This window comes from Futiania mangrovi (assembly GCF_024158125.1).
Taxonomy (GTDB): domain Bacteria; phylum Pseudomonadota; class Alphaproteobacteria; order Futianiales; family Futianiaceae; genus Futiania; species Futiania mangrovi.
The window spans coordinates 21,458-45,929 of sequence record NZ_JAMZFT010000001.1 but is presented as its reverse complement, the minus strand read 5'-3'; the positions used below and the strand labels follow the sequence as shown (position 1 = coordinate 45,929).

Annotated in this window: 20 protein-coding genes; 9 read left to right on the top strand and 11 right to left on the bottom strand. The window is 70.4% G+C overall.

Annotated features, from left to right (window positions below; translation table 11 throughout):
• Positions 1 to 2 precede the first annotated feature (2 nt).
• The 6 genes from NJQ99_RS00175 to rsmD all read left to right on the top strand — a co-directional run bounded on the left by NJQ99_RS00175 (position 3) and on the right by rsmD (position 6,310).
• A complete protein-coding gene (locus NJQ99_RS00175; protein WP_269330788.1) occupies positions 3 to 1,079 on the top strand; it encodes a branched-chain amino acid ABC transporter permease in 1,077 nt (358 codons plus the stop codon).
• Positions 1,080 to 1,172: 93 nt separating this feature from the next.
• Positions 1,173 to 2,492 (top strand): ABC transporter substrate-binding protein, encoded by a 1,320-nt coding sequence (locus NJQ99_RS00170; protein WP_269330787.1) that lies wholly within the window; start codon positions 1,173 to 1,175, stop codon positions 2,490 to 2,492.
• Positions 2,493 to 2,608: 116 nt separating this feature from the next.
• Positions 2,609 to 3,415: an ABC transporter ATP-binding protein gene (locus tag NJQ99_RS00165; RefSeq protein WP_269330786.1), complete on the top strand. Its 807-nt coding sequence runs from the start codon at positions 2,609 to 2,611 to the stop codon at positions 3,413 to 3,415.
• 58 nt (positions 3,416 to 3,473) lie between these two features.
• Complete coding sequence (locus tag NJQ99_RS00160) at positions 3,474 to 4,730, top strand: phenylacetate--CoA ligase family protein (RefSeq protein WP_269330785.1); 1,257 nt, start codon at positions 3,474 to 3,476, stop codon at positions 4,728 to 4,730.
• A gap of 54 nt (positions 4,731 to 4,784) precedes the next feature.
• Positions 4,785 to 5,741, top strand: a complete 957-nt coding sequence (locus tag NJQ99_RS00155) for a pseudouridine synthase (protein ID WP_269330784.1) — start codon at positions 4,785 to 4,787, stop codon at positions 5,739 to 5,741.
• Between the two features lie 5 nt (positions 5,742 to 5,746).
• Positions 5,747 to 6,310: a 16S rRNA (guanine(966)-N(2))-methyltransferase RsmD gene (gene rsmD, locus NJQ99_RS00150; RefSeq protein WP_269330783.1), complete on the top strand. Its 564-nt coding sequence runs from the start codon at positions 5,747 to 5,749 to the stop codon at positions 6,308 to 6,310.
• A gap of 3 nt (positions 6,311 to 6,313) precedes the next feature.
• Here the strand turns inward: rsmD and mutL are convergent, their stop codons facing one another.
• The 7 genes from mutL to ileS all read right to left on the bottom strand — a co-directional run bounded on the left by mutL (position 6,314) and on the right by ileS (position 16,383).
• Positions 6,314 to 8,170: a DNA mismatch repair endonuclease MutL gene (gene mutL, locus NJQ99_RS00145; protein WP_269330782.1), complete on the bottom strand. Its 1,857-nt coding sequence runs from the start codon at positions 8,168 to 8,170 to the stop codon at positions 6,314 to 6,316.
• Entirely contained in the window at positions 8,167 to 9,477 is a 1,311-nt protein-coding gene (locus NJQ99_RS00140) for a glucose-6-phosphate isomerase (protein ID WP_269330781.1), read from the bottom strand. Before NJQ99_RS00140 ends, mutL begins: the two co-directional genes overlap by 4 nt.
• Before the next feature lie 54 nt (positions 9,478 to 9,531).
• Entirely contained in the window at positions 9,532 to 10,944 is a 1,413-nt protein-coding gene (locus NJQ99_RS00135) for a M16 family metallopeptidase (RefSeq protein WP_269330780.1), read from the bottom strand.
• Positions 10,945 to 10,964: 20 nt separating this feature from the next.
• Positions 10,965 to 12,311, bottom strand: a complete 1,347-nt coding sequence (locus NJQ99_RS00130; RefSeq protein ID WP_269330779.1) for a M16 family metallopeptidase — start codon at positions 12,309 to 12,311, stop codon at positions 10,965 to 10,967.
• A 120-nt stretch (positions 12,312 to 12,431) separates the two neighbouring features.
• A complete protein-coding gene (locus tag NJQ99_RS00125; protein WP_269330778.1) occupies positions 12,432 to 12,974 on the bottom strand; it encodes a DUF3035 domain-containing protein in 543 nt (180 codons plus the stop codon).
• 35 nt (positions 12,975 to 13,009) lie between these two features.
• Positions 13,010 to 13,510, bottom strand: a complete 501-nt coding sequence (gene lspA / locus NJQ99_RS00120) for a signal peptidase II (protein WP_269330777.1) — start codon at positions 13,508 to 13,510, stop codon at positions 13,010 to 13,012.
• Complete coding sequence (gene ileS, locus NJQ99_RS00115; RefSeq protein ID WP_407933350.1) at positions 13,507 to 16,383, bottom strand: isoleucine--tRNA ligase; 2,877 nt, start codon at positions 16,381 to 16,383, stop codon at positions 13,507 to 13,509. The genes lspA and ileS overlap by 4 nt, the downstream gene beginning before the upstream one ends.
• Positions 16,384 to 16,757: 374 nt before the next feature.
• Here ileS and NJQ99_RS00110 point away from each other — a divergent pair, with 374 nt between their 5' ends.
• The 3 genes from NJQ99_RS00110 to NJQ99_RS00100 all read left to right on the top strand — a co-directional run bounded on the left by NJQ99_RS00110 (position 16,758) and on the right by NJQ99_RS00100 (position 20,341).
• Positions 16,758 to 17,240, top strand: coding sequence for a TspO/MBR family protein (locus NJQ99_RS00110; protein ID WP_269330775.1), 483 nt, complete (start codon positions 16,758 to 16,760; stop codon positions 17,238 to 17,240).
• Between the two features lie 127 nt (positions 17,241 to 17,367).
• The gene (locus tag NJQ99_RS00105) at positions 17,368 to 18,189 is read left to right on the top strand and encodes a DUF547 domain-containing protein (protein WP_269330774.1); all 822 of its coding nucleotides are present in this window, start codon (positions 17,368 to 17,370) and stop codon (positions 18,187 to 18,189) included.
• Positions 18,190 to 18,346: 157 nt separating this feature from the next.
• Complete coding sequence (locus NJQ99_RS00100; RefSeq protein WP_269330773.1) at positions 18,347 to 20,341, top strand: hydantoinase/oxoprolinase family protein; 1,995 nt, start codon at positions 18,347 to 18,349, stop codon at positions 20,339 to 20,341.
• 7 nt (positions 20,342 to 20,348) lie between these two features.
• Here NJQ99_RS00100 and gpt read toward each other — a convergent pair whose 3' ends face one another.
• The 4 genes from gpt to NJQ99_RS00080 form a co-directional block, all read right to left on the bottom strand.
• Entirely contained in the window at positions 20,349 to 20,849 is a 501-nt protein-coding gene (gene gpt / locus NJQ99_RS00095) for a xanthine phosphoribosyltransferase (protein WP_269330772.1), read from the bottom strand.
• A 35-nt stretch (positions 20,850 to 20,884) separates the two neighbouring features.
• Positions 20,885 to 21,772: an AEC family transporter gene (locus NJQ99_RS00090; protein ID WP_269330771.1), complete on the bottom strand. Its 888-nt coding sequence runs from the start codon at positions 21,770 to 21,772 to the stop codon at positions 20,885 to 20,887.
• Between the two features lie 84 nt (positions 21,773 to 21,856).
• Entirely contained in the window at positions 21,857 to 22,879 is a 1,023-nt protein-coding gene (locus NJQ99_RS00085; RefSeq protein WP_269330770.1) for a TIGR01620 family protein, read from the bottom strand.
• Complete coding sequence (locus NJQ99_RS00080; protein WP_269332044.1) at positions 22,876 to 24,285, bottom strand: YcjX family GTP-binding protein; 1,410 nt, start codon at positions 24,283 to 24,285, stop codon at positions 22,876 to 22,878. The genes NJQ99_RS00085 and NJQ99_RS00080 overlap by 4 nt, the downstream gene beginning before the upstream one ends.
• Positions 24,286 to 24,472: the final 187 nt, after the last annotated feature.

Genomic DNA, 24,472 nt, shown 5'->3' with positions numbered 1-24,472 from the left:
CGATGCTTTACCGTGAAACCGGACAGTTCAAGACGTCGTACCCCAAGGACCAGGCGATCTTCCCGATCGCGCAGGACAAGGCCTTCATACTTCTGGTCCTGGCGGTGGCGTTCCTCGCCGTGCCGCCCTTCATCAACGACTATTACGCCAAGGCCATCCTGATCCCGTTCCTGTCCTACACGATGGCGGCGATCGGGCTGAACATCCTGGTCGGGTATTGCGGGCAGATCTCGCTCGGCACCGGTGGTTTCATGGCGGTGGGCGCGTTCGCGACCTACAAGCTCATGACGTCCTTCCCCGGTCTTGACTTCGCACTGATCGTGATCCTTGCAGGCTTCGTCACGGCGGGCGTGGGCGCGCTGTTCGGCCTGCCGTCGCTCAGGATCAAGGGCTTCTACCTGGCGGTGGCGACGCTTGCCGCGCAGTTCTTCCTGGTCTGGCTCTTCAACAAGGTGGGCTGGTTCTACAACTACTCGCCCACGGGCCAGATCACGGCGCCGCCGGCCACGTCCTTCGGCGTCCTTGTGACGGGACCGGAGGCGTCGCCGGCCGCGGGGTATCTCTTCTGCCTCGCCTTCGTGTGCGTGTTTGCGCTGGTGGCGAAGAACCTGACGCGCGGCAACATCGGGCGGCAATGGATGGCGATCCGCGACATGGACATCGCGGCGGAGCTTGTGGGCGTGCAGCCGCTCAAGGCCAAGCTGTCGGCCTTCGCCGTCTCGTCCTTCTTCATCGGCATGGCCGGCGCGCTCTATTTCGGCGTGTGGCTGGGCGCGGCGGAGCCGACGGAGGCGTTCGGCATCAACATCTCCTTCCTCGTCCTCTTCATGATCATCATCGGCGGCCTGGGTTCGATCCTCGGCTCGTTCCTGGGCGCTGCCTTCATGGTGCTTCTGCCCATCGTGCTGAAGACGGTGATGGTGGACGGGATGGGCCTGCAGGCGGTGACCGCCAAGCACTTCGAGATCCTGCTGCTCGGCGTGCTCATCATCTTCTTCCTGATCGTCGAACCGCACGGCCTCGCCCGCCTGTGGTCGACGGTGAAGGAGAAGCTGCGGCTCTGGCCCTTCCCCTACTGAGGACGGGCGCAACAGGGAACGGCATACCCCAAGAAGAAGAACCGCGAAGCGGCACAAGGACACATCACTGCTGATCGACCGGGAGGAAACACTATGACGATCAGAACGAAGGCCCTCGGACTTGCGGCCGCGATGGCCCTGCCCTTCGTGGCGGGACCGGCCCTGTCCTACGAGCTGACGGTTCCGCTGCTGACCTACCGTACCGGCCCCTACGCGCCGAGCGGAATTCCGGTGGCGAACGCCTTCTCCGACTACTTCACCCTGCTGAACGAGAAGTACGGCGGCATCGAGGGTGCGAAGATCAACTATGTCGAGTGCGAGACGGCCTACAACACGCAGCAGGGCGTCGAGTGCTACGAGAACGTCAAGAACATGGGAGAGTCGGGCGCGCTCGTCATCAACCCGTTCTCGACCGGCATCACCTACCAGCTGATCCCCAAGGCGAGCGAAGACAAGATCCCGATCCTGTCCATGGGCTACGGCCGCACGTCCGCCGCTGACGGCTCGGTCTTCCCCTATGTCTTCAACCTGCCCGCGCACTACTGGTCCGGCGCGACCGTGATCATGAAGTACATCGCGGACAAGGAGGGCGGACAGGCCAACATGAAGGGCAAGAAGGTCGCCCTCGTGTACCACAACTCCGCCTATGGCAAGGAGCCGATCCGCACGCTCGAGACCATCGCCAAGGACTGGGGCTACGATCTGATGCTGCTGCCCGTCGACCATCCGGGGCAGGAGCAGAAGGCGACCTGGCTGCAAATCCGCCGCGACCGTCCGGACTGGGTCGTGATGTGGGGCTGGGGCGTGATGAACCAGGTGGCCGTCAAGGAAGCCGCCTCGATCCGCTATCCGATGGACCGCTTCATCGGCATCTGGTGGTCGGGTTCGGAGAACGACGTGCTGCCGGCCGGCAAGGACGCCACGGGCTACCAGGCCGCGACGTTCAACGCGCCGGGCACGAACTTCCCGCTGATCCAGGAGATCCTCACCGAGCTCTATGACAAGGGCAAGGGCGCCGGCGAGCGCGATGGGGTCGGCGACTCGCTCTACAACCGCGGCCTGCTGAACGCGGTCGCCACGGCGGAAGGCCTCCGCACGGCGATCAAGATGCACGGCACGGTCAAGATCCGTGGCGAGCAGGCGCGCGACGGCTTCGAGAACCTGGTCATCGACAACAAGCGGTGGGAGGAACTGGGCCTCGGCGGCGGCTTCGCCCCGGAAATCAAGATCGCGTGCAACAACCACGAAGGCTCCGGCGCAGCCGCGATCCAGCAGTGGAACGCGGAGACGGGAGAGTGGACGCTCGTCACCGACTGGATCCAGCCGATGTCGGACGTGATCCAGCCCCTGCTCAAGGCCGACGCGGAAGCCTACGCGAAGGAGAACAACATCACGCCGCGCGACTGCAAGTGAGCGTGAGGTTCTGAACACAGGAGGGGCGGACGGTCCGCCGTCCGCCCCCCTCCCCCCGGACATTCGTTTGCCCCTTTGACGTGTCTTCATCCGTTCCAGATCGAGAGAGCCGCCCCGTGACCGACGCGCCGATCCTGAAGATCAACAACATCGAGGTGATCTACAATCACGTGATCCTCGTCCTGAAGGGTGTGAGCCTGGAGGTGCCGAAGAAAGGCATCGTCGCGCTGCTCGGCGCCAATGGCGCGGGCAAGACCACGACGCTCAAGGCCGTCTCCAATCTTCTGAAGTCGGAACGCGGCGAGGTGACCAAGGGCAGCATCGAGTTCATGGGGGAGCGGGTCGAGGACCTGTCGCCCAACGACCTCGTGAAACGCGGCTGCATCCAGGTCATGGAAGGCCGCCACTGCTTCGAGCACCTGACGGTGGAAGAGAACCTGCTGACCGGCGCCTACACGCGCGGCGACGGCCGGGCCGCGATCAACGACGATCTCGAGAAGGTCTATACCTATTTCCCGCGCCTGAAGGAGCGGCGGCGCTCGCTTGCGGGCTACACCTCGGGGGGCGAGCAGCAGATGTGCGCGATCGGGCGCGCTCTGATGTCGAAGCCGTCGACCATCCTGCTGGACGAGCCGTCGATGGGCCTCGCGCCGCAGCTCGTCGCGGAGATCTTCGAGATCGTGCGCGAACTCAACGACAAGGAGGGCGTGTCCTTCCTCGTCGCCGAGCAGAACACCAACATGGCGCTGCGCTACGCGACCTATGGCTACATCCTGGAGAATGGCCGGGTTGTGCTGGACGGGGATGCCGAGGCCTTGCGCAACAACGCCGACGTGAAAGAATTCTACCTCGGCGTCAGCGAGGGAAAGAAGTCCTTCCGGGACGTGAAGAGCTACCGCCGGCGCAAGCGCTGGCTGAACTGATCCGGGCGGCGCGCCTGGCGGCGGCAAGACGACGAGACCTCGAACCCAAGGAGGCGGCATGGCCGACGAGCGCTACTACGACGATCTGGAGACGCGCGCGCCGGAGCAGCGCGAAACCTCGACCTTCGAATGCCTGCGCGCCAACGTCGCCAACGCCAAGGCCAACGCGCCCTATTTCGCCAGGCTGCTGAAGGACGTCGACCCGGATGGCCTGACCGACCGCGCTGCGCTCGCGAAGCTGCCGGTGACGCGCAAGGGCGACCTGCTGGCGCTGCAGGACGCAAACCGGCCCCTGGGGGGGCTTGCCGCGGTGAAGACGGGCGCGCTCAGGCGCATCTTCATGTCGCCCGGCCCAATCTTCGAGCCCGAGGGATGGGGCGCCGACGGCCAGGGCCGCGACTGGTGGCGCTGCGGGCGCGCGCTCTATGCGGCGGGCTTCCGCTGCGGCGACATCGTGCACAATTCCTTTGCCTATCACCTGACGCCGGCCGGCCACATGTTCGAGACGGGCGCGGCGGCGGTCGGCTGCGTCACCTTCCCCGCGGGCATCGGAAACACCGAACTGCAGGTCGACGCGATCGAACGGATCCGCCCCACCGGATACTCCGGCACGCCCGACTTCCTGAAGGTGCTGCTCGACAAGGCCGCCGAGATGGGCCGCGACGCCTCCTCCATCGTCAAGGCCGCCGTTTCGGGTGCGGCGCTGCCCCCCTCGCTGCGCGCGGAACTGAAGGACCGGGGCATCGCCACGCTGCAATCCTACGGCACGGCGGACCTGGGCCTCGTCGCCTACGAGACGGAGGCGATGGAAGGCCTCGTGGTGGACGAGGGCGTGATCGTGGAGATCGTGCGCCCCGGCACCGGCGACCCCGTTCCCGAGGGCGAGGTGGGCGAGATCGTCGTCACCACGCTCAACCCCGACTATCCGCTCGTCCGCTTCGGCACGGGCGACATGTCGGCGGTCCTCTCCGGCGCGTGCCCGACGGGCCGCACCAACATGCGCATCAAGGGCTGGATGGGACGCGCCGACCAGCGCACCAAGGTCAAGGGCATGTTCGTCGACCCCGCGCAGGTCGCCGCCGTGCTGAAACAGCATGGGGAGATCGCGCGGGCCCGGCTCGTCGTCGGGCGCGAGGGGCAGACCGACACCATGGTCCTGAAGGCCGAGGTTTCGGGCGCGGCGGAAGGCCTTGCGGACGCCGTCGCGCGCACGCTGCAGGACGTCTGCAAGGTGCGCGGCACGGTGGAGGTCGTGGCCCCCGGCAGCCTGCCCAACGACGGCAAGGTCATCGACGACACGCGCGACTATTCCTGAGCCCCGCTGCCGATCCCTCTTGACCGGCTGCGCGCGACGCGCGACAGGACCGGCATGACAGACGCAACGGACAAGGACGGCGCGCAACAGGGCGCCGCCAGGGGCGAGCGGATCGCCAAGGTGCTGGCGCGCGCAGGGATTGCCTCGCGCCGGGCGGCGGAGGCCATGATCGCGGAGGGCCGCGTCGCAGTGAACGGGCGCACGCTGGAGACGCCCGCGACGCTCGTCACCACGTCGGACCGGGTGGAAGTGGACGGCAAGCCCCTGCCCGCGATCGAGCGTCCGCGGCTCTGGCGCTATCACAAGCCCCGCGGTCTCGTGGTCAGCGCGAAGGACCCCGAAGGCCGCCAGACGGTGTTCGAGGCGCTCCCTCCCGACATGCCGCGCGTCGTCTCTGTCGGCCGCCTCGACCTCACGTCGGAAGGCCTGCTTCTGCTCACCAACGACGGCGGACTGTCGCGCCTGCTGGAATTGCCCGCGACCGGCTGGTCGCGCCGCTACCGGGTGCGGGTGTTCGGCGACGTCGACCAGGCGGTGCTCGACACGCTGCTCGCGGGCGTGGAGGTCGAGGGCGTGCGCTACGGCCCGATCACCGCGCGGCTGGAGCGTGTGCAGGGCGCCAACGCCTGGATCGCGGTGACGCTGAAGGAAGGCAAGAACCGCGAGATCCGCCGCGTGATGGAGCACCTGGGGCTGAAGGTCACGCGCCTGATCCGCACCTCCTACGGGCCGTTCCAGCTTGGCAAGCTCGAACCCGGCGAGATCGAGGAGGTGCCGCGCCGCACGCTGGTCGACCAGGTGGGCGCGATCTATCCGCCGGTCGCAGACGCCGCGCCGGGTCCGGCCTCGCGGTCCACGCACAAGAGCACGGGCCGGCCGAAGCTGACGCTCAAGCCGGGCGCGCAGACGCGGCTACGCGCGGGCGAGGATGCCAAGGCGCCGCCGACGGCGCGCGGGGAGCGGCGTACCCCACGCCCGAAGCCGGGCGGAACGGGCAAGCGGCGGGGCTGAGGGGCATGCGCATCATCGCGGGCCGCTGGCGCGGCAAGCAGCTGGCCGGGCCGAAGGACGCCCGCGTGCGCCCCACCACAGACCGGGTGAAGGAGGCGCTGTTCAACGTGCTCTCCCATGCGCCCTGGGCGCCGGAGATCGCGGGCGCGCGCGTGCTCGACCTCTTCGCCGGCTCGGGCGCGCTGGGGCTCGAGGCCCTGTCGCGCGGCGCGCACCGGGTCTGCCTCGTCGACAACCACGCAGAGAGCCGCGCGCTCGTCCGCCGCAACATCGAGGCGCTGGGCGCGACGGGCGCGACCAAGCTCTTCTCCCGCTCGGCGACCGACCTCGGCCCGATGCCTGCGGTGGCGGGCGGGCCGTTCGCGCTCGTCTTCTGCGATCCGCCCTATTGCAGCGGGCTGGGCCCGGTGGCGCTCGCCTCGGCGGGGGCGGGCGGCTGGCTGGCTGAGGGGGCGGTCTGCGTCCTCGAACTCGACAAGGGCGAAGAGGTGCCGGAGATCGAGGGCTTCGAGACGCTGGACGATCGCACCTACGGCGAGACACGGCTCGTGTTCCTGACCGCCGCCTGAACCTCAGCGCCGCCCGAACAGCTTTTCCACGTCGGCGAGCTTCAGCTCGACATAGGTCGGGCGGCCGTGGTTGCACTGGCCGGAATGGGGCGTCGCCTCCATCTCGCGCAGCAGCGCGTTCATCTCCTCGCCCGTCAGGCGGCGGCCCGCGCGCACCGAACCGTGGCAGGCCATGGTGCCGCAGATGGCGTCGATCCGCTCCTTGAGGCCCAGCGCCTCGTCCAGTTCGGCGATCTCGTCGGCGAGGTCGCGGACAAGGCCCTGCACGTCCGTCTGGCCGAGGATCGCCGGCACCTCCCGCACCACCACCGCCGACGGCCCGAAGGCTTCGAGCGCGAGGCCCATCTCGCCCAGTTCGTCCGCACGCGCCGCGAGTCGCTCGACATCCGCGGGGTCGAGGTCCACCACCTCCGGCAGCAGCAGGCGCTGGCGGGCGATGCCGCGGGCGGCAAGCTGCGCCTTCATCCGCTCGTGCACGAGGCGTTCATGCGCTGCGTGCTGGTCGACGAGGACGAGACCGTCCGCCGTCTCCGCCACGATATATGTGCCATGCAACTGCCCGCGCGCGACGCCGAGCGGGCGGGCGGCGAGCCCGGCCTCCACCTCAGGTGCTGCCTGCTGCGGCACGGGCGCGAAGGGCGCGGCGGTCAGCGAGGCGAGCGCGCGCTGGTCCTCCGCAAGCCCGTCCGCGGGTGCAACCGGCGCCTGCGCGCGGTACCCGGCGAGCCCCCCACCTGTCGGCTGGGGCGGACGCAACCAGTCGAAGCGTGGCGAGGGCGCGCCACCGGGCGCGCGCAGCGCCGACAGCGCGTCCGCCGCAACGGTCGTCGCGGCACGGTGGCCCGCCTGCCCGATGGCGTGGCGCAGGCCGGAGACGATCAGGCCGCGCACCAGCGCGGGGTCGCGGAAGCGCACCTCGGCCTTGGCGGGGTGGACGTTGACGTCCACCTCCTCCGCCGCGATCTGAAGGAACAGCACGCAGACAGCGTGCCGGTCGCGCGCCAGGAAGTCCGCGTACGCCCCGCGCACCGCACCCGTCAGCAGCTTGTCGCGCACCGGCCGCCCGTTGACGAACAGGAACTGCGCCTGCGCATTGCCGCGGTTGAACGTCGGCAGCCCGGCAAGGCCCGAGAGCGTGACGCCTGCCCGCTCTACCTCCACCTTGACCGCGTTGTCGGCGAAGTCGCGGCCAAGGATCGCGCCCGCCCGCGCCATGCCGGCATCGAACAGGTCGCCAGTTCCGGCCTCCGCGTTCAGGACCGTGCGGCTCTCGTCGCGCAGCGAGAACGCCACGTGCGGGTGGGCGAGCGCGAGGCGCTTGACCACGTCGGCGACCGCCATCGCCTCCGCCCGCTCCGACCGCAGGAACTTCAGCCGCGCGGGCGTTGCGAAGAAGAGGTCGCGCACCTCGATCCGCGTGCCCTTGCCGATGGCGCCAGGCTCCGGCCCCTCGACGCGGCCACCGGTGACGCGGATGCGCCAGCCCTCGCCCGCGCCGTCGGCCCGGCTCAGGATCTCCAGCCGCGCGACCGAGCCGATGGAGGGCAGCGCCTCCCCCCGGAAGCCGAGCGTACCGATGTGGACGAGGTCGTCGCCCTCGGGCCCCGTCGGCAGCTTCGACGTTGCGTGGCGTTCGACCGCGAGCGTCAGGTCGTCCGCCGTCATGCCGTGGCCGTCGTCCTCCACGCGCACCAGGTCGCGCCCGCCGCCCGCGATGGTGACGGTGACGCGGGCCGCGCGCGCATCGAGCGCGTTCTCCACAAGCTCCTTCACCACGCTCGCCGGGCGCTCGATCACCTCGCCCGCGGCGATGCGGTTGATCGTGCCCTCGCCGAGGCGGCGGATGCGCGGTGCGGTCATGAGGCGGCCGTTTCTCCCGCGGACCTGTCGAGGGCGGCGCGGGCGCGGCGCTTGCCATCCTCCACCGCCGGCTGGTCGTAGGGATCGACGCCGAGGAGGTGCGCAGCGATGATCGTCTCCAGCATGAAGTGCATGAAGAGCGCACCCAGCGCGCGTTCGTTCAGCGTCTCGATCCGCATGGTGCGCACCGGACGGCCGGCGGCGTTGAGCGAGTCCGCGGTCGCCTGCGCCTCCGCCGCGACGAGGTCGCCCACCGTGTTGCCCGAAAGCCAGGCGAGGTCGGGGTCCGGCGCCTCGCCCGCCGGGAAGACGGGGCCCTGACCCTTCATCTCCGGCACAAGGAGGGTGAAGGACCGTTCCGCCGGCCCGTCGAGCCAGAGCTGAAGCTGGCTGTGCTGATCGACCGGGCCCGTCGCGGCTTCGAGGCCCGCGCCCTTGCCGTTCTTGCCGAGGCTTTCCGCCCACAACTGCCGGTGCCAGAGCGCGAAGCGCTGCAGCCGGTCGCCATAGCCCATGAGCACGTGGGAGCGCACGCCGCGTTCCCGCTCCAGCAGCGCGAGCACGCCAGCGCCCACGGCAGGGGCCACGTCGAGCACGTCCGCGCCGTCGAGGATGGGTTGCAGCACGCCCGCCGCCCCTTCCCGCATCGCCACGGGATCGAGGCCCATGAGAATCGCCGGCAGCGCGCCGACGCTCGTCAGCACCGCGTAGCGCCCGCCGACGCCCGGATCGTGGGGCACGTGCGGCAGCCCGTGCGCGGCCGCAAGCCGGGAGAGCGGGCTGTCGCGCGTCTCGGTCAGCGCGACCATGACGCGCCGCGCCGCGCCCCCAAAGCCCGCCTCCTCCAGCCGCGCGAGGACGGTGAGCATCTGGGCCATCGTCTCCGCCGTGCCGCCCGACTTCGACACCACGAGCCAGCGCGTGCTGTCGAGCGGCAGCCGGTAGAGCACGTCCGCTTGCGTCCACGGGTCGAGATTATCGAGGAAATGCAGCCGCGGGCGGCCCTGCGGCGGGATCGTCACGGGCAGACAATAGCCCGCAAGCTGGGCCAGCGCCTGCGCCCCCAGGCTCGACCCGCCAGTGCCGAGGATCACGATGTCGGTCGCGCCCGGCAGCATCCAGTCGGCGATGTCGCTCAGGAGCCCCAGGTCGTCACGGCGCGCGGGCACGTGCAGCAGCGGCAGGGTGCCCTGCTCATGGGCGAGCGCGAGTTGCGTGAGCGCCGCGCGCACCTCGTCCAGCACCGGCTCCAGCGCGCCGCTCCCCGCGATTCCGAGGCAGGCATCGACGTTCTGGGTGTAGGCCATGGGCTGCGAATCCTGCTGCGGTTGCAAAGAGTGGCCGCAGTCTAACCGCCCGCCCTATTGCGAAACAACAGGGGGCGCGGGCGCGGGTGCCGCCTCGCCGATGCCCTCGGGCGCCCCGGCAATCACCACGAGCAACCGGTCGGGATCGAGAAGGCGGCGCGCCACGCGGGCGATGTCGTCCCGTGTGACCGCTTCGATGAGCGCGTTGCGCCGCACCGGATAGTCGATGCCCAGACCCTCGACCTGGATCGAGAGCAACTGGCCCGCGATCTTGGAATTGGTGTCGAAGCGCAGGGGATAGGCACCCGTGAGATAGGTCTTGGCGTCGGCGAGTTCCTGTTCGGTCACGCCCCCGTCTCGCATCCGCGCAAGCTCGGCGCGCACGACGTCCAGCGTCTCTGCCACGCGCGCGTTCTGCGTGCCCGCGCCGCCGATCCACAGCGGACCGTGATCGAGCGGCGCGAGATAGGAATAGACGGAATAGGCAAGCCCGCGCTCGACGCGGACCTGCTGCGTCAGGCGCGAGGCGAAGCCGCCGCCGCCGAGGACATAGTTCATCACATAGGCCGGGATGAAGTCGGGATCGTCGCGCGCGATGCCCGGAAGCCCGAACAGGATGGAGGACTGCGGCACGTCCATGCGCTCGACCGTCACGCCCGAGCCCGCAACGCTTGCGTCGGGCACGGCGGACGCCGGCGCGCCGCCGGGCAGGCTGGCGAAGGTGCTGTCGAGCAGAGGCCCCAGTTCGTCGGCAGAGATCGCGCCCGCAACGGCGATGCGCAACCCGCCGCGCGCAAGCCGCGTGGCCGCGAAGGTCTGCAGATCCTCCCGCGTGATGTCCGGGATCGTCTCGAGCGTGCCCTCGGTGGGCGTCGCGTAAGGGTGCCCGGGGAAGGCGCGGGCGAAGAAGGCTGCCGCCGCGCGGTCACCCGGGTCCTGCTGGCGGGCGCGCGCGCCGATGAGCAACTGCCGCCGGATGCGCTCCACCGGCTCGGTATCGAAGCGCGGTTCGGCCAGAGCGAGGCGCAGCAGGCCGAACGCCTCGTCGCGCGTCTGGCTCAGCGATTTCAGGCTCACGCCGAAGCGGTCGCGCCCAGCGGAGAAGGAGATCGAGACGTTGAGATCCTCGAGACGCTCGGCAAAGGCGCGGGAGTCGTAGGGACCGGCCCCCTCGTCCAGCGTGGCAGCGGCGAAGGTCGCAAGCCCCGCCTTGCCCGCCGGGTCGAGCGCGGCCCCGCCCTCGAACGCCGCCTCGAGCGCGATGACGGGGACGGTATAGTCCTCAACCAGCCACGCCTCGATCCCGCCGGGGCTGACGACGCGCTGGATCTCGGTCGCGGCGCGCGCGTTCGGCGCCATGGCAAGCAACAGCGCCGCCGCCAGGAGCGCGGCGAGACATGCAAGGAGGGATTGCTGCTCGCAGGCGCGGACGCCCACGCGCGCGGTGTGCCGTGTCGGGTAGCGCATGGTCGGAACCCCCTCCGGGATCAGCTTTGCGGTGCGGGAACGAGGACGCCCGTCACCGACGCCTCGGGCACGAGCACGGCACGGGCCGCCGCCATCACGTCGCCGGCGGTCACAGCGCGGATGCGGTCCGGCCAGGCGAGCACCTCGTCCACGCCGAGGCCTGTTGTCAGCGCCGAGCCGAAGATGCGGGCAAGCGTCGACTGGCTGTCCTGAGCGTAGACCGCGGATGCGATCAGCGAACGGCGGGCGCGGTCGAGTTCCTCCGGCTTGGGTCCCTCGGCAAGGAAACCCTGCAGCGTCTCGTCGAGCGCCGCTTCCAGCGCGCCGGCATCCGTACCGTCCGACGCGGTCGCGTAAAGCGCGAACACGCCGTAATCGAGCGCGGTCGACTGGTAATAGGCCCCCGCCCCCGCCGCGATGGCGCGGTCCACGACGAGCCCCTGGTAGAAGCGGCCCGTCCGCCCGCCGAGGATTTCGGCGAGCACGTCGAGGGCTGCGTCCTGTCCGGCCGCCGTGCGCGCCGACGGCGCCTGGTAGAGCCGGCTGACCTGGGGCGCGGCGACGCGCGGATCCTCCAGCCGCACCCGGCGCGGCGCCGTTTGCGGCGGCTCCATCGGCCGCGTGCGCACCACCTCGGACCCGCGCGGGATCGGGCCGTAGAATTCCTCGGCGAGCGGCAGCACGTCCGCCATCGTCACGTCGCCCGCAACCACCAGAACCGCGTTGTTGGGCGCATAGAAGCGGTCGTAGAAGTCGAGCGCCGACTCGCGGTCCAGCGCCGCGATCTCGTGCGCCCAGCCGATGATCGGAACGCCATAGGGATGGTTGCGGTAGAGGGCGGCGTTCATCGCCTCGTTCAGCCGCGCGCCCGGCGAATTGTCGGTGCGCTGGCGGCGTTCTTCCTGGATGACCTCGCGCTCCGTCGCCACGACCTGCGGGTCGAGCACGAGATTGCGCATCCGGTCGGCCTCCATCTCCATGACGACGCCCAGCCGGTCGCGCGCGACGCGCTGGAAATAGGCCGTGTAGTCGTAAGAGGTGAAGGCGTTGTCCTGTCCGCCGTTCGCGGCCACGACCTGCGAGAAGCGCCCGTCCGGCACGCTTGGCGTACCCTTGAACATCAGGTGCTCGAGAAAGTGCGCGATGCCGGAATGGCCGGGCGGCTCGTCTGCCGCGCCGACCCGGTACCAGAGCATGTGGGTCACGACCGGCGCGCGACGATCGGGGATCACCACCACCTGGAGCCCGTTGCCGAGGGTCGCGGTCTCCGGCCGCGGCATGTCCGCAGCGTGCGCGGGCAGCAGCGCAGGCGCGAACAGGACGGCGGCAAGGGCGATGCGGGCGAACAGCGCAGATGCGAAAGCCACGTGCGAAACTCCTTCCCCGGAACCGGCCGCCAGGCATGCCGGCGGCCGCTTGCTCGTTCGGAGTAACTATCTAGGCCGGATTCGTGGCCAGAAAATGCCCGCAAGGACCGTCGGCGGCCGCTAGAAGAGCGACCTTTGCGTGGCGCGCTGGATCACCGGCGTTCCTGCACCCGTCACCGGCTGCTTGTCCGCCTGCGCCTTGCGCAGCCGGTCCGCCTCGGCGGCTGCGTTGACGACGGTGTTCGGGTCCGCGGGCGTCTGCCAGAACAGGATGTAGTCGGCGAGCCCGCGGCCCGTCTCCTGCAGACGCGAGGTCTCGAGGTTCACCGTCTCGCGGATGTTCGGGTCGGCGTTCTGCGCACCGGCCTTGTCGAGCAGCACCCGCTCCCCGGCGGAGGCGTCGGACGCCGCGATCTGGCGCTGGAACATAAGGGCGCGCGCCTGGTCCGACGGCTGCGATTCCTGCGGCCGGGGCGCGCCGGGCTGCGGCGGGCGCAGCGCATAGTTCGGCGGCACCACGAGCGGCGCGCGGCTGACCACCGTGAACTCGTCCGGCGGGCGCTTCTCGCTCAGGCCGAGCGGATCGCGGCCGCACCCGGCAAGCAGCACGGCAATCGCGGCAAGCCCCACCCACGCGGGCGCAAGACGGCGGACACGCATCATCACGGTACCTCCCGGCGGACGCGGATACGCCCGCATCATGGTTTCTTTTTGTCCTGAACCACCATCTCGATCAAGAGGCACGCCACGCCCAGCGTGATTGCCGTGTCGGCGATGTTGAAGGTCCAGAAGCGGAACGTGCCCAGGTGCACGTCGATGAAGTCGATCACCGCGCCGATGCGCACCCGGTCGATCAGGTTGCCGACCGCGCCGCCCAGCACGAAGCCGTAGCCGATTGCGGCGAGCCTGTTGTCAGACCGCCAGATCAGCCACGCGATCAGCACGCTGGCCGCCAGCGCCACGCCCGCCAGCAGCAGGACGCCCATCGGGTCGCCCGCCTTGAACAGGCCGAAGCTGACGCCCCGGTTGAAGGCGAGCGTGAAGTCGAGGAACCCTGGAATCACCCCGATGCTGCCACCCGGCGCGCGCAGCAGCGCGCCGAGCATGACGAGCTTGCTCGCCTGGTCCAGCAGCACGATACCGAGCGCCAGCGCGAAGCCCCAGCGCCTCAGCCCTGCCGTCGGGGGGGCGCCGGTCACGCAGCGTCCCTCCCCACCGCGTCGGCGCAGCGCCCACAGGTGCCCGGCGCATGGGCGTGGGTGCCCACGTCGGGCAGCACCTGCCAGCAGCGGGCGCACTTATCCCCCTCCGCGAGCGCGGGAACAACCGCAACGCCCGGCACTTCGGCCATGCGGAAGGCATCCGCCGGCCCCTCGCCCGCGACGATCGTGGCGGCAGAGGCGATGCACAGCTCGGCCATGTCCACGCCCTCGACCGCGGCGCGCAGGTCCGCATCGGCGATGTGGATGACGGGGGCGGCCTCGAGGCTCGCGCCGATGCGCTTGGCCGCGCGCTCGACCTCCAGCGCGCCGGTCACCACGCGGCGGACCTTGCGCACCTTCGCCCACTTCTCCGCCAGCGCGTCGTCGCGCCACCCCGCCGGCACGTCGACCAGCGTCTGGAGATGCACCGAGTCCGTTTCAGACGGGAAGCGGGTGAGCCAAGCCTCCTCCATCGTGAAGACGAGGACGGGGGCGAACCAGCGCACCAGGCAATGGAACACGTGGTCCAGCACGGTGCGGCAGGCGCGCCGGCGCGCGCTGCCGGGCGCGTCGCAATAGAGCGCATCCTTGCGGATGTCGAAATAGACCGAGGAGAGGTCGTTCGTCGCGAAGGTGAAGAGCTGGTGATAGACCCGCTGGAAGGCGAAATCGTCGAAGCCCTGCCGCACCAGCGCGTCGAGTTGCCACAGGCGGTGCAGCACCCAGCGCTCAAGCTCCGGCATCTCGGCGACGGGCAGACGCTCGGCCTCGGAGAAGCCGTCGAGCGCACCCAGCAGCCAGCGCACCGTGTTGCGCAGGCGGCGGTAGGCGTCGACGTTCGACTTCAGGATCTCCGGCCCGATGCGCAGATCCTCCGAATAGTCGGAGAAGGCGACCCAGAGGCGCAGGATGTCGGCGCCCGAATCCTTCACCACGTCCTGCGGCGCGACCGTGTTGCCGAGCGACTTCGACATCTTGCGGCCCTGCTCGTCCAGCACGAAGCCGTGGGTCAGCACGCTGTCGTAGGGCGCGCGGCCCCGCGTGCCGCAGCTTTCCAGCAGCGAGGAATGGAACCAGCCGCGATGCTGGTCGGAGCCTTCGAGATAAAGCACCCGGTCGCGCCCGCCGTCGACGATGCGGTGGGGCTTCAGATCCTCGCGCCGGTCGAGCACATAGGAGTGCGTCGAGCCCGAATCGAACCAGACGTCGAGGATGTCGGTCACCTTCATCCAGCGGTCCGGGTCGTCCACGAGGCCCGACAGGAACCGCGCCTTCGCGTCGTCGCGGAACCAGGCGTCGGCGCCCTCGGCCTCGAACGCATCGGCGATGCGGGCGTTCACGGCCTCGTTCTTCAGCACCTGGCCCGTGTCCGGGTCGGCGAACACCGTGATCGGCACCCCCCAGGCGCGCTGGCGCGACAGCACCCAGTCCGGCCGCTCCGCGATCATGCCGCGCAGCCGGTTCTGGCCCGAGGCGGGCACGAAGCGGGTCGCGTCGATGGCCGCCAGCGCGCGGGCGCGCAGCGTGTCGCCCGGCCCGTCGATGTCGCGGTCCATGTAGACGAACCATTGCGGCGTGTTGCGGAAGATCACCGGCTTCTTGGAGCGCCAGGAATGCGGGTAGGAATGGGTCAGCCGTCCGCGCGCGACCATCATGCCTGCGGCGGCCAGCGCCTCGATCACGACCTTGTTCGCGTCGCCCTTGTCGCCCTTGTGGGTGATGACCTGCGCACCCTCGAAGCCCGGCGCGTCCTTGGTGAAGCGCCCCTCTGCGTCGACCGTGTAGGGGATGGCGGTGGAGATGCCGCGCGCCTCGAGCGCCGCCCGGTGCTCCATCCAGACGTCGAAGTCTTCCCGCCCGTGGCCGGGCGCGGTGTGCACGAAGCCCGTGCCCGCCTCGTCGGTCACATGGTCGCCCGCGAGCATGGGCACGTCGAAGTCGTAGCCGTGTCCCCGCAGCGGGTGCGCGCAGGCACTGATAGCAACCGGATTGATATCACGTACGAGCTTGAATTCGCTCACCCGCGCGGCCTTCATCACATCCGCTGCCAAATTTTTCGCTAGAACATACCGCTCACCAATCTTGGCCCAATTGTCCGCTGGTGCATCGACCACCTGATAGAGGCCATACTCAATCCGGGGCGAATAGGAGATCGCGCGGTTGCCGGGAATCGTCCAGGGCGTTGTGGTCCAGATCACGACATACGCGGGCCCCGGAACGAGGTCTGAAAGCAGTTCGCTTCCGATAGCGCTTGCGTGGACAATCGGGAACTTCACCCAGATCGTGTCGGAGACGTGGTCGTGGTATTCGACCTCGGCCTCGGCCAGCGCGGTCTTTTCCACGACAGACCACATCACAGGCTTGGAGCCGCGGTAGAGCTGGCCGGTCATGGCGAAGGTCATCAGCTCGCGCGCGATCTGGGCCTCGGCGTCGAAGCTCATGGTCGTGTAGGGGCGCTTCCAGTCGCCGGTGACGCCGAGGCGCTTGAACTCCTCGCGCTGCACGTCGATCCAGTGGTCGGCGAACTCCCGGCATTCCTTGCGGAAGTCGTTGACCGGCACCTGGTCCTTGTCGAGGCCCTTGGCGCGGTACTGCTCCTCGATCTTCCACTCGATGGGCAGCCCGTGGCAGTCCCAGCCGGGGACGTAGTTGCTGTCACGCCCCAGCATCTGCTGGGTGCGGGTCACCATGTCCTTCAGCGTCTTGTTGAGCGCATGCCCGATGTGCAGGTGCCCGTTCGCGTAAGGGGGGCCGTCGTGCAGGATGAACTTGTCGCGGCCCTTCGCGGTGTCGCGCAGGCGGGAATAGAGGTCGATCTCCTCCCAGCGGGCGAGGATCTCCGGCTCCTTCTTCGGCAGGCCGGCGCGCATGGGAAAATCGGTTTTCGGCAGGAAGATCGTGTCTTTGTAGTTCGGCGTATCGGTCACGGCGGTATCACGTCCTGAATGCGGGCCACGGGATGGGCGGCCATGGAATTTCGGGTTGCTGGGGTCGCGTGCGGGACGCGATCTGCGGGCCGGCGCGGCGGCAGGAGGAGAGGCCGCCCGCGCACGCCCGCGAAACCCGGCCCCCGCGCCCCCTTCGGTCAGGCGGAGGCCGGGCCCGTAATTCGCCGCACGGGTCCCGAACCGAACATGGTCCGCCTTCTAGCAGGGGGGCCGGACCGCGTCCAGACGAAGGGCACGGGCAAACCCCGCGCGGGGCCATGGACGAATCCGGCAGAAACGGCCTAGACTCACCGCTCATGAAGCAGCGCCAGAGCTATTTCGGCCTCCTGGGCTTTCTCGTCGCGACCTTCGCGGTCTCGGTGATGGGTGGCGTTGCGACGTCGAGCAGCGTCGACACCTGGTACCGGGAGCTTGCCAAGCCCGAGATCACGCCGCCCGACTGGGTGTTTCCCGTCGCCTGGACCATCCTCTACGTGCTGATGGCGATCGCGGCCTGGCGCGTCTGGCGCGCCATCGCGGAGACGGGGCACGGGCGGCGCGCGCTCGCGGCGTGGTGGGTGCAGCTCGGCCTCAACCTCGCGTGGTCGGTGATCTTCTTCGGGCTGCGGGCGCCGGGCGTGGCGCTGATCGAGCTTGTCCTGCTCGCCGCCGCCATCGCCGTGACCATCGCGCTGTTCCTCAAGGTCGACCGGATCGCCGCGGCCCTGATGTTCCCCTATGCGGCCTGGGTGACCTATGCCGCCGTGCTGAACGGCGCAATCGTGGCCCTCAATGCGTGAGGCCGCGTCCTCACGCCCGCTCACAAGCGCGTCAGGACGCCAGCGCGGGGCTTTTCAGGCGCCGGGCCGCGCGGCACAGTCGGTCCCGCACCCGATGACGCCCCCGACACGGATGGGAGCCACGCGCATGCGCATCCTCGGCCTTGCGGTCCTGTTTTTCGCGGCGAGCCTGCTCGTCTCCCCCGCGCCGGAGGCCGCCCCGGCGTCGCGGCTCGTCGATGCGCACTGGACGGCGGAAGGTAGCGACCGCGCGCCCGATCACGAGGGCTGGGACAGCTTCGTCATGCGCCATGTGAAACCCGGCGCAGACGGCGTGAACCGGATCGACTATGGCGCCGTCCCCGTTGCCGTGCACCAGGCGCTCAAGGACCATATCACCCGGCAGGAGCAGGTGACGGTGACCGCCCTGCCCCGCGACGCGCAGTTCGCCTACTGGGTCAACCTCTACAATGCGGTGACGGTCGACCTGGTGCTCGACGCCTGGCCGGTGGACAGCATCCGCAAGGTGAAGGGCGGGCTGTTCAACCTCGGCCCCTGGGACGAGAAGGTCGTCACCGTCGAGGGACGCGCGCTGTCCCTCAACGATATCGAGCACGGCATCCTGCGCCCGATCTGGAAGGACGCGCGGATCCACTATGCGGTCAATTGCGCCTCCGTCGGCTGCCCGAACCTCGCGCGCCGTGCGTGGACCGCGGCCCGTGTCGAGGAGATGCTGGCGGAAGCCGCACGCGCCTATGTCAACCACCCGCGCGGCGCGGCGGTCAGGGACGGGCGGCTCGTCGTCTCCTCGATCTACGACTGGTACATGGAGGACTTCGGCGGCACCGACGCCGGCGTCATCGCGCACCTGAAGGCCCATGCCGACGCGGACCTGGCCGCCGCGCTCGACGGCATAACGGAGATCGCCGACGACCATTACGACTGGTCCGTCAACGGCGTGCGGGAATAGCACGCACTCCCTCGCCCACAGGAAGCCATTGACGCCGCGCGCGCCTGTCCGCACATCAGGCATCCGGACACCCGAGGACCATGCCTGACATGACGACGCCCGCTGCCCGCGCCGCCCAAGCCGTGCCCTACCCCACCTGCGGGCGGAGGGCAGCGGGATGAGCCTGCTGCTCGGCCTCGACACCGGTGGCACCTTCACCGACGCCGTGCTGTTCGACGAGGACCGTGGCGTCGTCGCCAAGGCGAAGGCGCTGACCACGCGCGCGGACTATGCGGCGGGCCTCGGCGCGGCGGTGGCGGACGTGCTGGGGCGGGCGGAGGCCGTGCCTGGCCGCATCGGCCTCGTCTCGCTCTCCACGACGCTCGCGACCAACGCCGTGGTGGAGGGACAGGGCGGGCGCGTGGCGCTGATCCTGGTCGGGCTGGGGGAGGCCGCGCTCGACCGCGCGGGGCTTCGTGCCGCGCTCAAGGGCGATCCCGTGGCGGTCGTCGATGGCGGGCACACGGCGACCGGGCGGGAAGCCATGCCGCTGGGCGAGGACGCGGTGCGCGCCTTCCTCGCCGCGCTGGATCCAGGCGTCACGGGCGTGGCGGTGGCGGGGGCCTTCGCCGTGCGCAACCCGGCGCACGAGGAGCGGGTGCGCGACCTCGTGACCGCCATCAAGGGGCTGCCCGTCACCTGCAGCCATGAACTGACCAGCGCGCTCGACGGACCGCGCCGGGCGCTGACGGCGGTGCTGAACGCACGGCTGATCGGCCTGCTCGCCCGGCTGGTGCGGGACACGGGCGCGATGCTCGCCAGCCACGGCATCCGCGCGCCGCTGATGGTGGTGAAGGGCGACGGCTCGCTGGTCAGCGCGCACGTGGCCCTGACCCATCCCATCGAGACGGTGCTGTCCGGGCCGGCGGCGAGCCTCGTCGGCGCGCGCTTCCTGTGCGGGGCCGAGGATGCGCTCGTCTCCGACATCGGGGGGACGACGACGGACATCGCGGCGCTCGAAGCCGGGCTGCCGCGGCTGAGCGCCGACGGCGCGCAGGTCGGCGGCTTCCGCACCATGGTGCGCGCGGTCGCCATGCAGACGCGCGGCCTCGGCGGCGACAGCGAGGTGCGGCTGGTGCAACGGGGCCTCGGCCTGCGGGTGGCGCTGGGGCCGCGGCGCGCGGTGCCGCTCTCTCTGCTCGCAGGCGCGCATCCGGGCGTGGGCGAGACGCTGGCGGCACAGGCGGCGCGCGCAAGGCCCGCGGAGACGGACGGGCGCTTTCTCGTTTCCGCCGGTCGGGCCGGGGCGATGGCGGACGGTCTCAGCCGGACGGAGGCCGCGATCCTGGAGGCGCTGGGCCACGGGCCGCAGGCGCTGGAGGCGGTCGCGCCGGGGCGCGCGGCGCTCACCGCCATCGACCGGTTGGCGGCGCGGGGCCTCGTGCTGCTGGCGGGACCGACGCCGACCGACGCCGCCCATGTGCTGGGCCGGGACGGACGCTGGGACGCAGACGCCGCGCGGGCGGGCCTCGCCCTGCTGGCGCGGACGAAGGATCCGCGCGGGCGCGCCTTCGCGCCGCATGCGGAAACCGTCGCCGCGCGCATCGCGGACGCGCTGACGCGGGCGTCGGCGGATGCGCTGATCGACGCAGGCCTCGCCGCCGACGGGGCGGAGGGACTGAGCGCCGCGGACCCCGCCATCGCGCGTGCGCTCGACGGCCATCGGGGCACGGTTTCGCTGAGCGTGCGGCTCGACCGCCCCGTGATCGCGCTGGGCGCATCCGCGGCAACCTGGTACCCGGCGATTGCGGACCTGGTGGGCACGCGGGCGCTGATCCCGGAGCATGCCGACGTCGCCAACGCCATCGGCGCGGTGGCGGGCCATGTGCGGGTCGCGGTCGACGCGCTGGTGACACAGCCCGAGGAGGGCCTGTTCCGCATCCACGTGGACGGCACGCCGGAGGACTTCCCGTCGCTCGAAACCGCGGCGGCGGAGGCGGAAGCGCGGGCCGCAACGCTCGCCAGAGGGCGGGCGCGGGAGGCAGGCTCGGGCGACGTGGAGACGCGGACCGAGCGCGAGGACGTCGTCGCCCACCTCGACGGCGGGCTCGTCAGCTTCGTGGAGGCGCGGATCCGCGTGACCGCCTTCGGACGGCCGCGGATCGCGGGCTAGCGGCCGGTCAGAGCGGCGCGCTGCGGTTGATCGGCTGGACGAACTGCAGCCCGAGGTCCCAGGGGAAATAGACCCAGGTGTCCTGGCTCACCTCCGTCACGAAGGTGTCGACCAGCGGACGGCCCGCGGGCTTGGCGTAGACGGTCGCGAAGTGCGCCTTGGGGATCATCTCGCGGACGAGGCGCGCGGTCTTGCCCGTGTCGACGAGGTCGTCGACGATCAGCAGCCCCTCGCCGCCGTTCGTGCGCTCCAGCAGTTCCGGCGAAACGGGCTTCAGCACCTGCATCTCGCCCTGCGCCTTGTGGTCGTAGGAGACGATGGAGACGGTCTCGATCAGGCGGATGCCAAGCTCCCGCGCGACGATGGCCGCAGGCACCAGCCCGCCGCGCGTGATCGTCACGAGGCCGGCGAACGGCGCACGCTCCGCCAGCCGCCACGCCAGCGCGCGGCCGTCGCGGTGCAGCTGGTCCCAGGAAACCGGAAAGCCCTTCTCGCCCGGTGCGCTCATGCCCTTGCCCTTCCCTTGCGCCGTCTCGTTCGTCCTCAGGATGCGGTGGTGAGCACATAGCCCACAAGCGGCGGCAAGGCGAGCACGACGAGCAGCGTCGAGACGAAGACGACGCCCGCCACCTCCTCGGACCGGCCGCCGTAATGCTCGGTAAAGAGGTAGGTGTAGACGGCGGCGGGCATCGCGCATTGCAGGATCAGCACGCCGCGCGCCGCACCCGTCATGCCGAAGATGTCGGCCAGCAGGAACCCCGCGCCGATGCCGATGGCGAGCTTGACCAGCGACAGCCACAGGCTGCGCCCCAGCCCCTTCGGGTTGAGCCGGCCGAGCGAGACGCCGAGCGTGATCAGCATCAGCGGAATCACCATGCCGCCGGTCAGCGTCGCCGTGTTCATGATCCAGCGCGGAACCTCGACCTCGAGGACGGTGACCCCAATACCCGCCGCGGCGGCATAGAGCATCGGCATCTTGAGCAGGGGCTTCAGCGATGCCTGCCCGGACATGAGCCATACCCCGAAGGTGAACATCAGCACCGACTGGATGACGAAATAGCTGATGCCCAGTGCCAGCCCCTCCTGCCCGAAGGCGAAGAGGCACACCGGCAGGCCGAGATTGCCGCCATTGGCCAGCGTGAAGGGCGCGAGATAGGTCCGCACGTGCATCCGCGAGGCCCAGATCACCGCCGCGCCCAGGGCCGCGAAGCTGAAATGCGCCAGGACGCTCGCCCCCGCCATGTCGAGAAACGCCTCGCGCGGGATGTCGGCGGCCGCAAGCGTGCCGAAGATCAGGCAGGGTGAGCCGATGTAGACGACGATGCGCGTGACGAACGCTGTCTCGAAGGGGACGGGCGAGCGCGACCAGAGATACCCCGCGAGCGGCAGAAGGAACGTCGGTATCAGTACCGGCGCGATGCTCCCGATCATGCCGCCCATGTCCCTGCCCCTTCGCGCTGCGCTCCCCGCCCCTTATCGCAGAACGCGGGCCCGCGCGAGAGGCAGGCTGGCGGGTCAGGTCTGCACGCCCTCCTCCTGCGAGGTGCGCCCGATGCGGTCGGCCAAGCCGGCCACGAGATCGCGCAGCCGCGGGCGCTTCACGGCGGTGAAGGGCAGCGGCCGGCACATGTCCATGGCAATGAGGCCGACGCGGCCCGTCAGCGCGCCATTGACCAGTCCCTCGCCGAGGCGGGTGGAGATCTTCGCGGTCAGGCCGTGGCCGGCGATCTGCGAGAGGATGTCGTCGCCGACCGACATGCCGCCTGCGAAGACGAGGCTGATGGCCACCTCGCGCACGAGGCGCGACGACGCCATGAAGCCCGGACGCCCGCCGTAGATCGCCGCAATCTCGCGCACCAGCCGGACATTGTTGGCGAGCACCACCGCGGTGTCGATGCCGACCGCGGGCGCGATGGCCGTGACGGCGGTCACGCGCGCCGCCGCCCGGCGGATCGCCGCCTGGGCTGCGGTGTCGAGCGGGCTCAGCACGCGGCGTTCGACCTCGTGCAGGATCGCGTCCCCGTCCATCAGGCCCGAGAGCGCGTCGTCGAGCCCCTGCGCCGACCAGGCCGCGTCGGGCCGGCCGGCGTAGAGCGCCCGCACCTCGCCCGCCACTTCGCATGCGGCAACGGCGTCGCGGCCCGCGGCCAGCACGCCCGCCGCCCGGCGGCGCAGCCGGTCGATGCGGCGCAGGCGGCGCAGCGCCAACACCTCGCGCAGCGCGAAACCCAGCAAGCCAGCGACGAGCACCGCGGCAAGCGCGAGCGCCGCATAGCCGAGCGGCGGATAGTCCGCCAAGAAGCGGCGCACCATCGCGTCGATCTCGTAGCCGATCCAGAAGCTGACGAGCAGTCCCAGCGCGCCGAACGCCCAGCCGAGCGGACGCCAGCCCCGCCCCGCGACGGGCAGTGGGCGGACCGGCGCGGCCTGCGGCACGGGCACCTCCGCGCCCCAGTCGTCCGGTCCGGGCTCTGCCTGTCCCTGCCCCGCCGGAAAGACGCCGGGACGACGATGGGTGCGCGTCTCCTCGCCGCTCACGACGCCGCCTCCCCGATCAGCCAGTCGAGCGCGCGGTCGACGCGGATGTGCGGCAGGCCGCGCTCGGGCTCCCTCACGCGCGGGGGCGCGAAGGACACGAAATGATAACGCTCGCCCTGCGCCATGCCGGGCGGGAAGAGATCCTCGATCCGGTCCGGCAGGTGACCGGGAAAGACGGCGGCCCGCTCCGCCGCGCCCGCAGGCGTCCCCTCGACGCACGCCAAGGGCTCGCCCCCTTCGCGCACCGTCGTTTCGGTGGTGGCGCGCACTCCGGCGATCGCCATGGTGCCGATGCCCGCGCCTGCAAAGGCGGCCCGGTCGGAGGCCCGGCGCACCAGTCCCGCCATCAGGCCTTCGAGGGCTGCGTGCTGGGAGTGGTGCAACTGGTCGGCCTTGGTCGCGGCGAACAGGAGGCGCGTGACGCGCCCGCCGATCAGGCGGCGCAGCCAGCTGTCGGGACCGGGCCGGAAGCTCTCCATGATGTCGTCCATCGCGGTTTCCAGGTCGCGCCATGCCTCCTCGCCCGCGTTGAGCGCGCTCATCAGGTCCATCAGCACGATCTGCCGGTCGAGCCGCGCGAAATGCCGGGTGTAGAACGGTTGGACCACGTGGCGGACATAGGCGCGGTAGCGTTCCTCCATGGCTGCGCGCAGGCTGCCGCGCCTGCCCGGCCCCTCGCCCGGGGGCAGCGGGCAGAAGGTCAGCGCGGGGCTCCCCTCCATCTCTCCCGGCAGCAGGAACCGCCCGGGCGAAAGCTCCGAGAGATTCGCCTGCGACCCGCGCGCGGCCCGCAGATAGGCGGTGAAGAGACCGGCCAGCCGCTGCGCGGTCTCCTCGTCGGCAGGTGTGTCGGGATCGGTCCGGCCGAGCGCCGCGCGCCAGTCCGCGGAAAGCTGGGCCCGCGCGCCACGCTCCGCCTGCGCCAGCACCTTCGCCGACCAGTCGGCAAAGGAGAGCCGCAGGAGCGGAAGGTCGAGCAGCCACTCGCCCGGATAATCGACGATGTCGAGGTTCAGCACCGAACTGCCGCCGACGGCGCGCGCCAGCAGCCCCGTCGGGCGGTAGCGGATCGAGAGCCGCAGCTGGCTGATCCGGCGCGTGCCCTCCGGCCAGTGCGGATCGGCGCCCAGCAGCGCGTCGCGGTGCGCCTCGAACGCAAAGCGGGCCACCTCCGGATCCGGCTGGGGACGCAGGATCGCAACCTCGAACCGGCCTTCCGCCACGAGACGCAACTGCTGCAGCCGCGCCCGCTGCAGCAGGTTGTGCACGAGCGAGGTCACGAAAACCGTCTTGCCGGACCGCGACAGCCCGGTCACGCCGATGCGCAGCGTCCGCTCGAACAATCCGCCCGTTTCGATCCGCGACAGCACATCCAGCGCGTCGTCGGCAAGCCGTCCCAATGCCACTGCAGCCAAGCTCCGCCCGATCCGGAAATCTCTTCACAAGTACGAATGACCGGCCGCAAGACAAGTGTCAGACGGCCCGTGCGACCTATAGCAGAGGCCGCTCTACATGAAATCTCCTTGCTTTTGGGGGGCGGATCGGAGATAGGCTGGCAGCCGCGCAGGCTGTCAACCACGAACAAGACTTGAG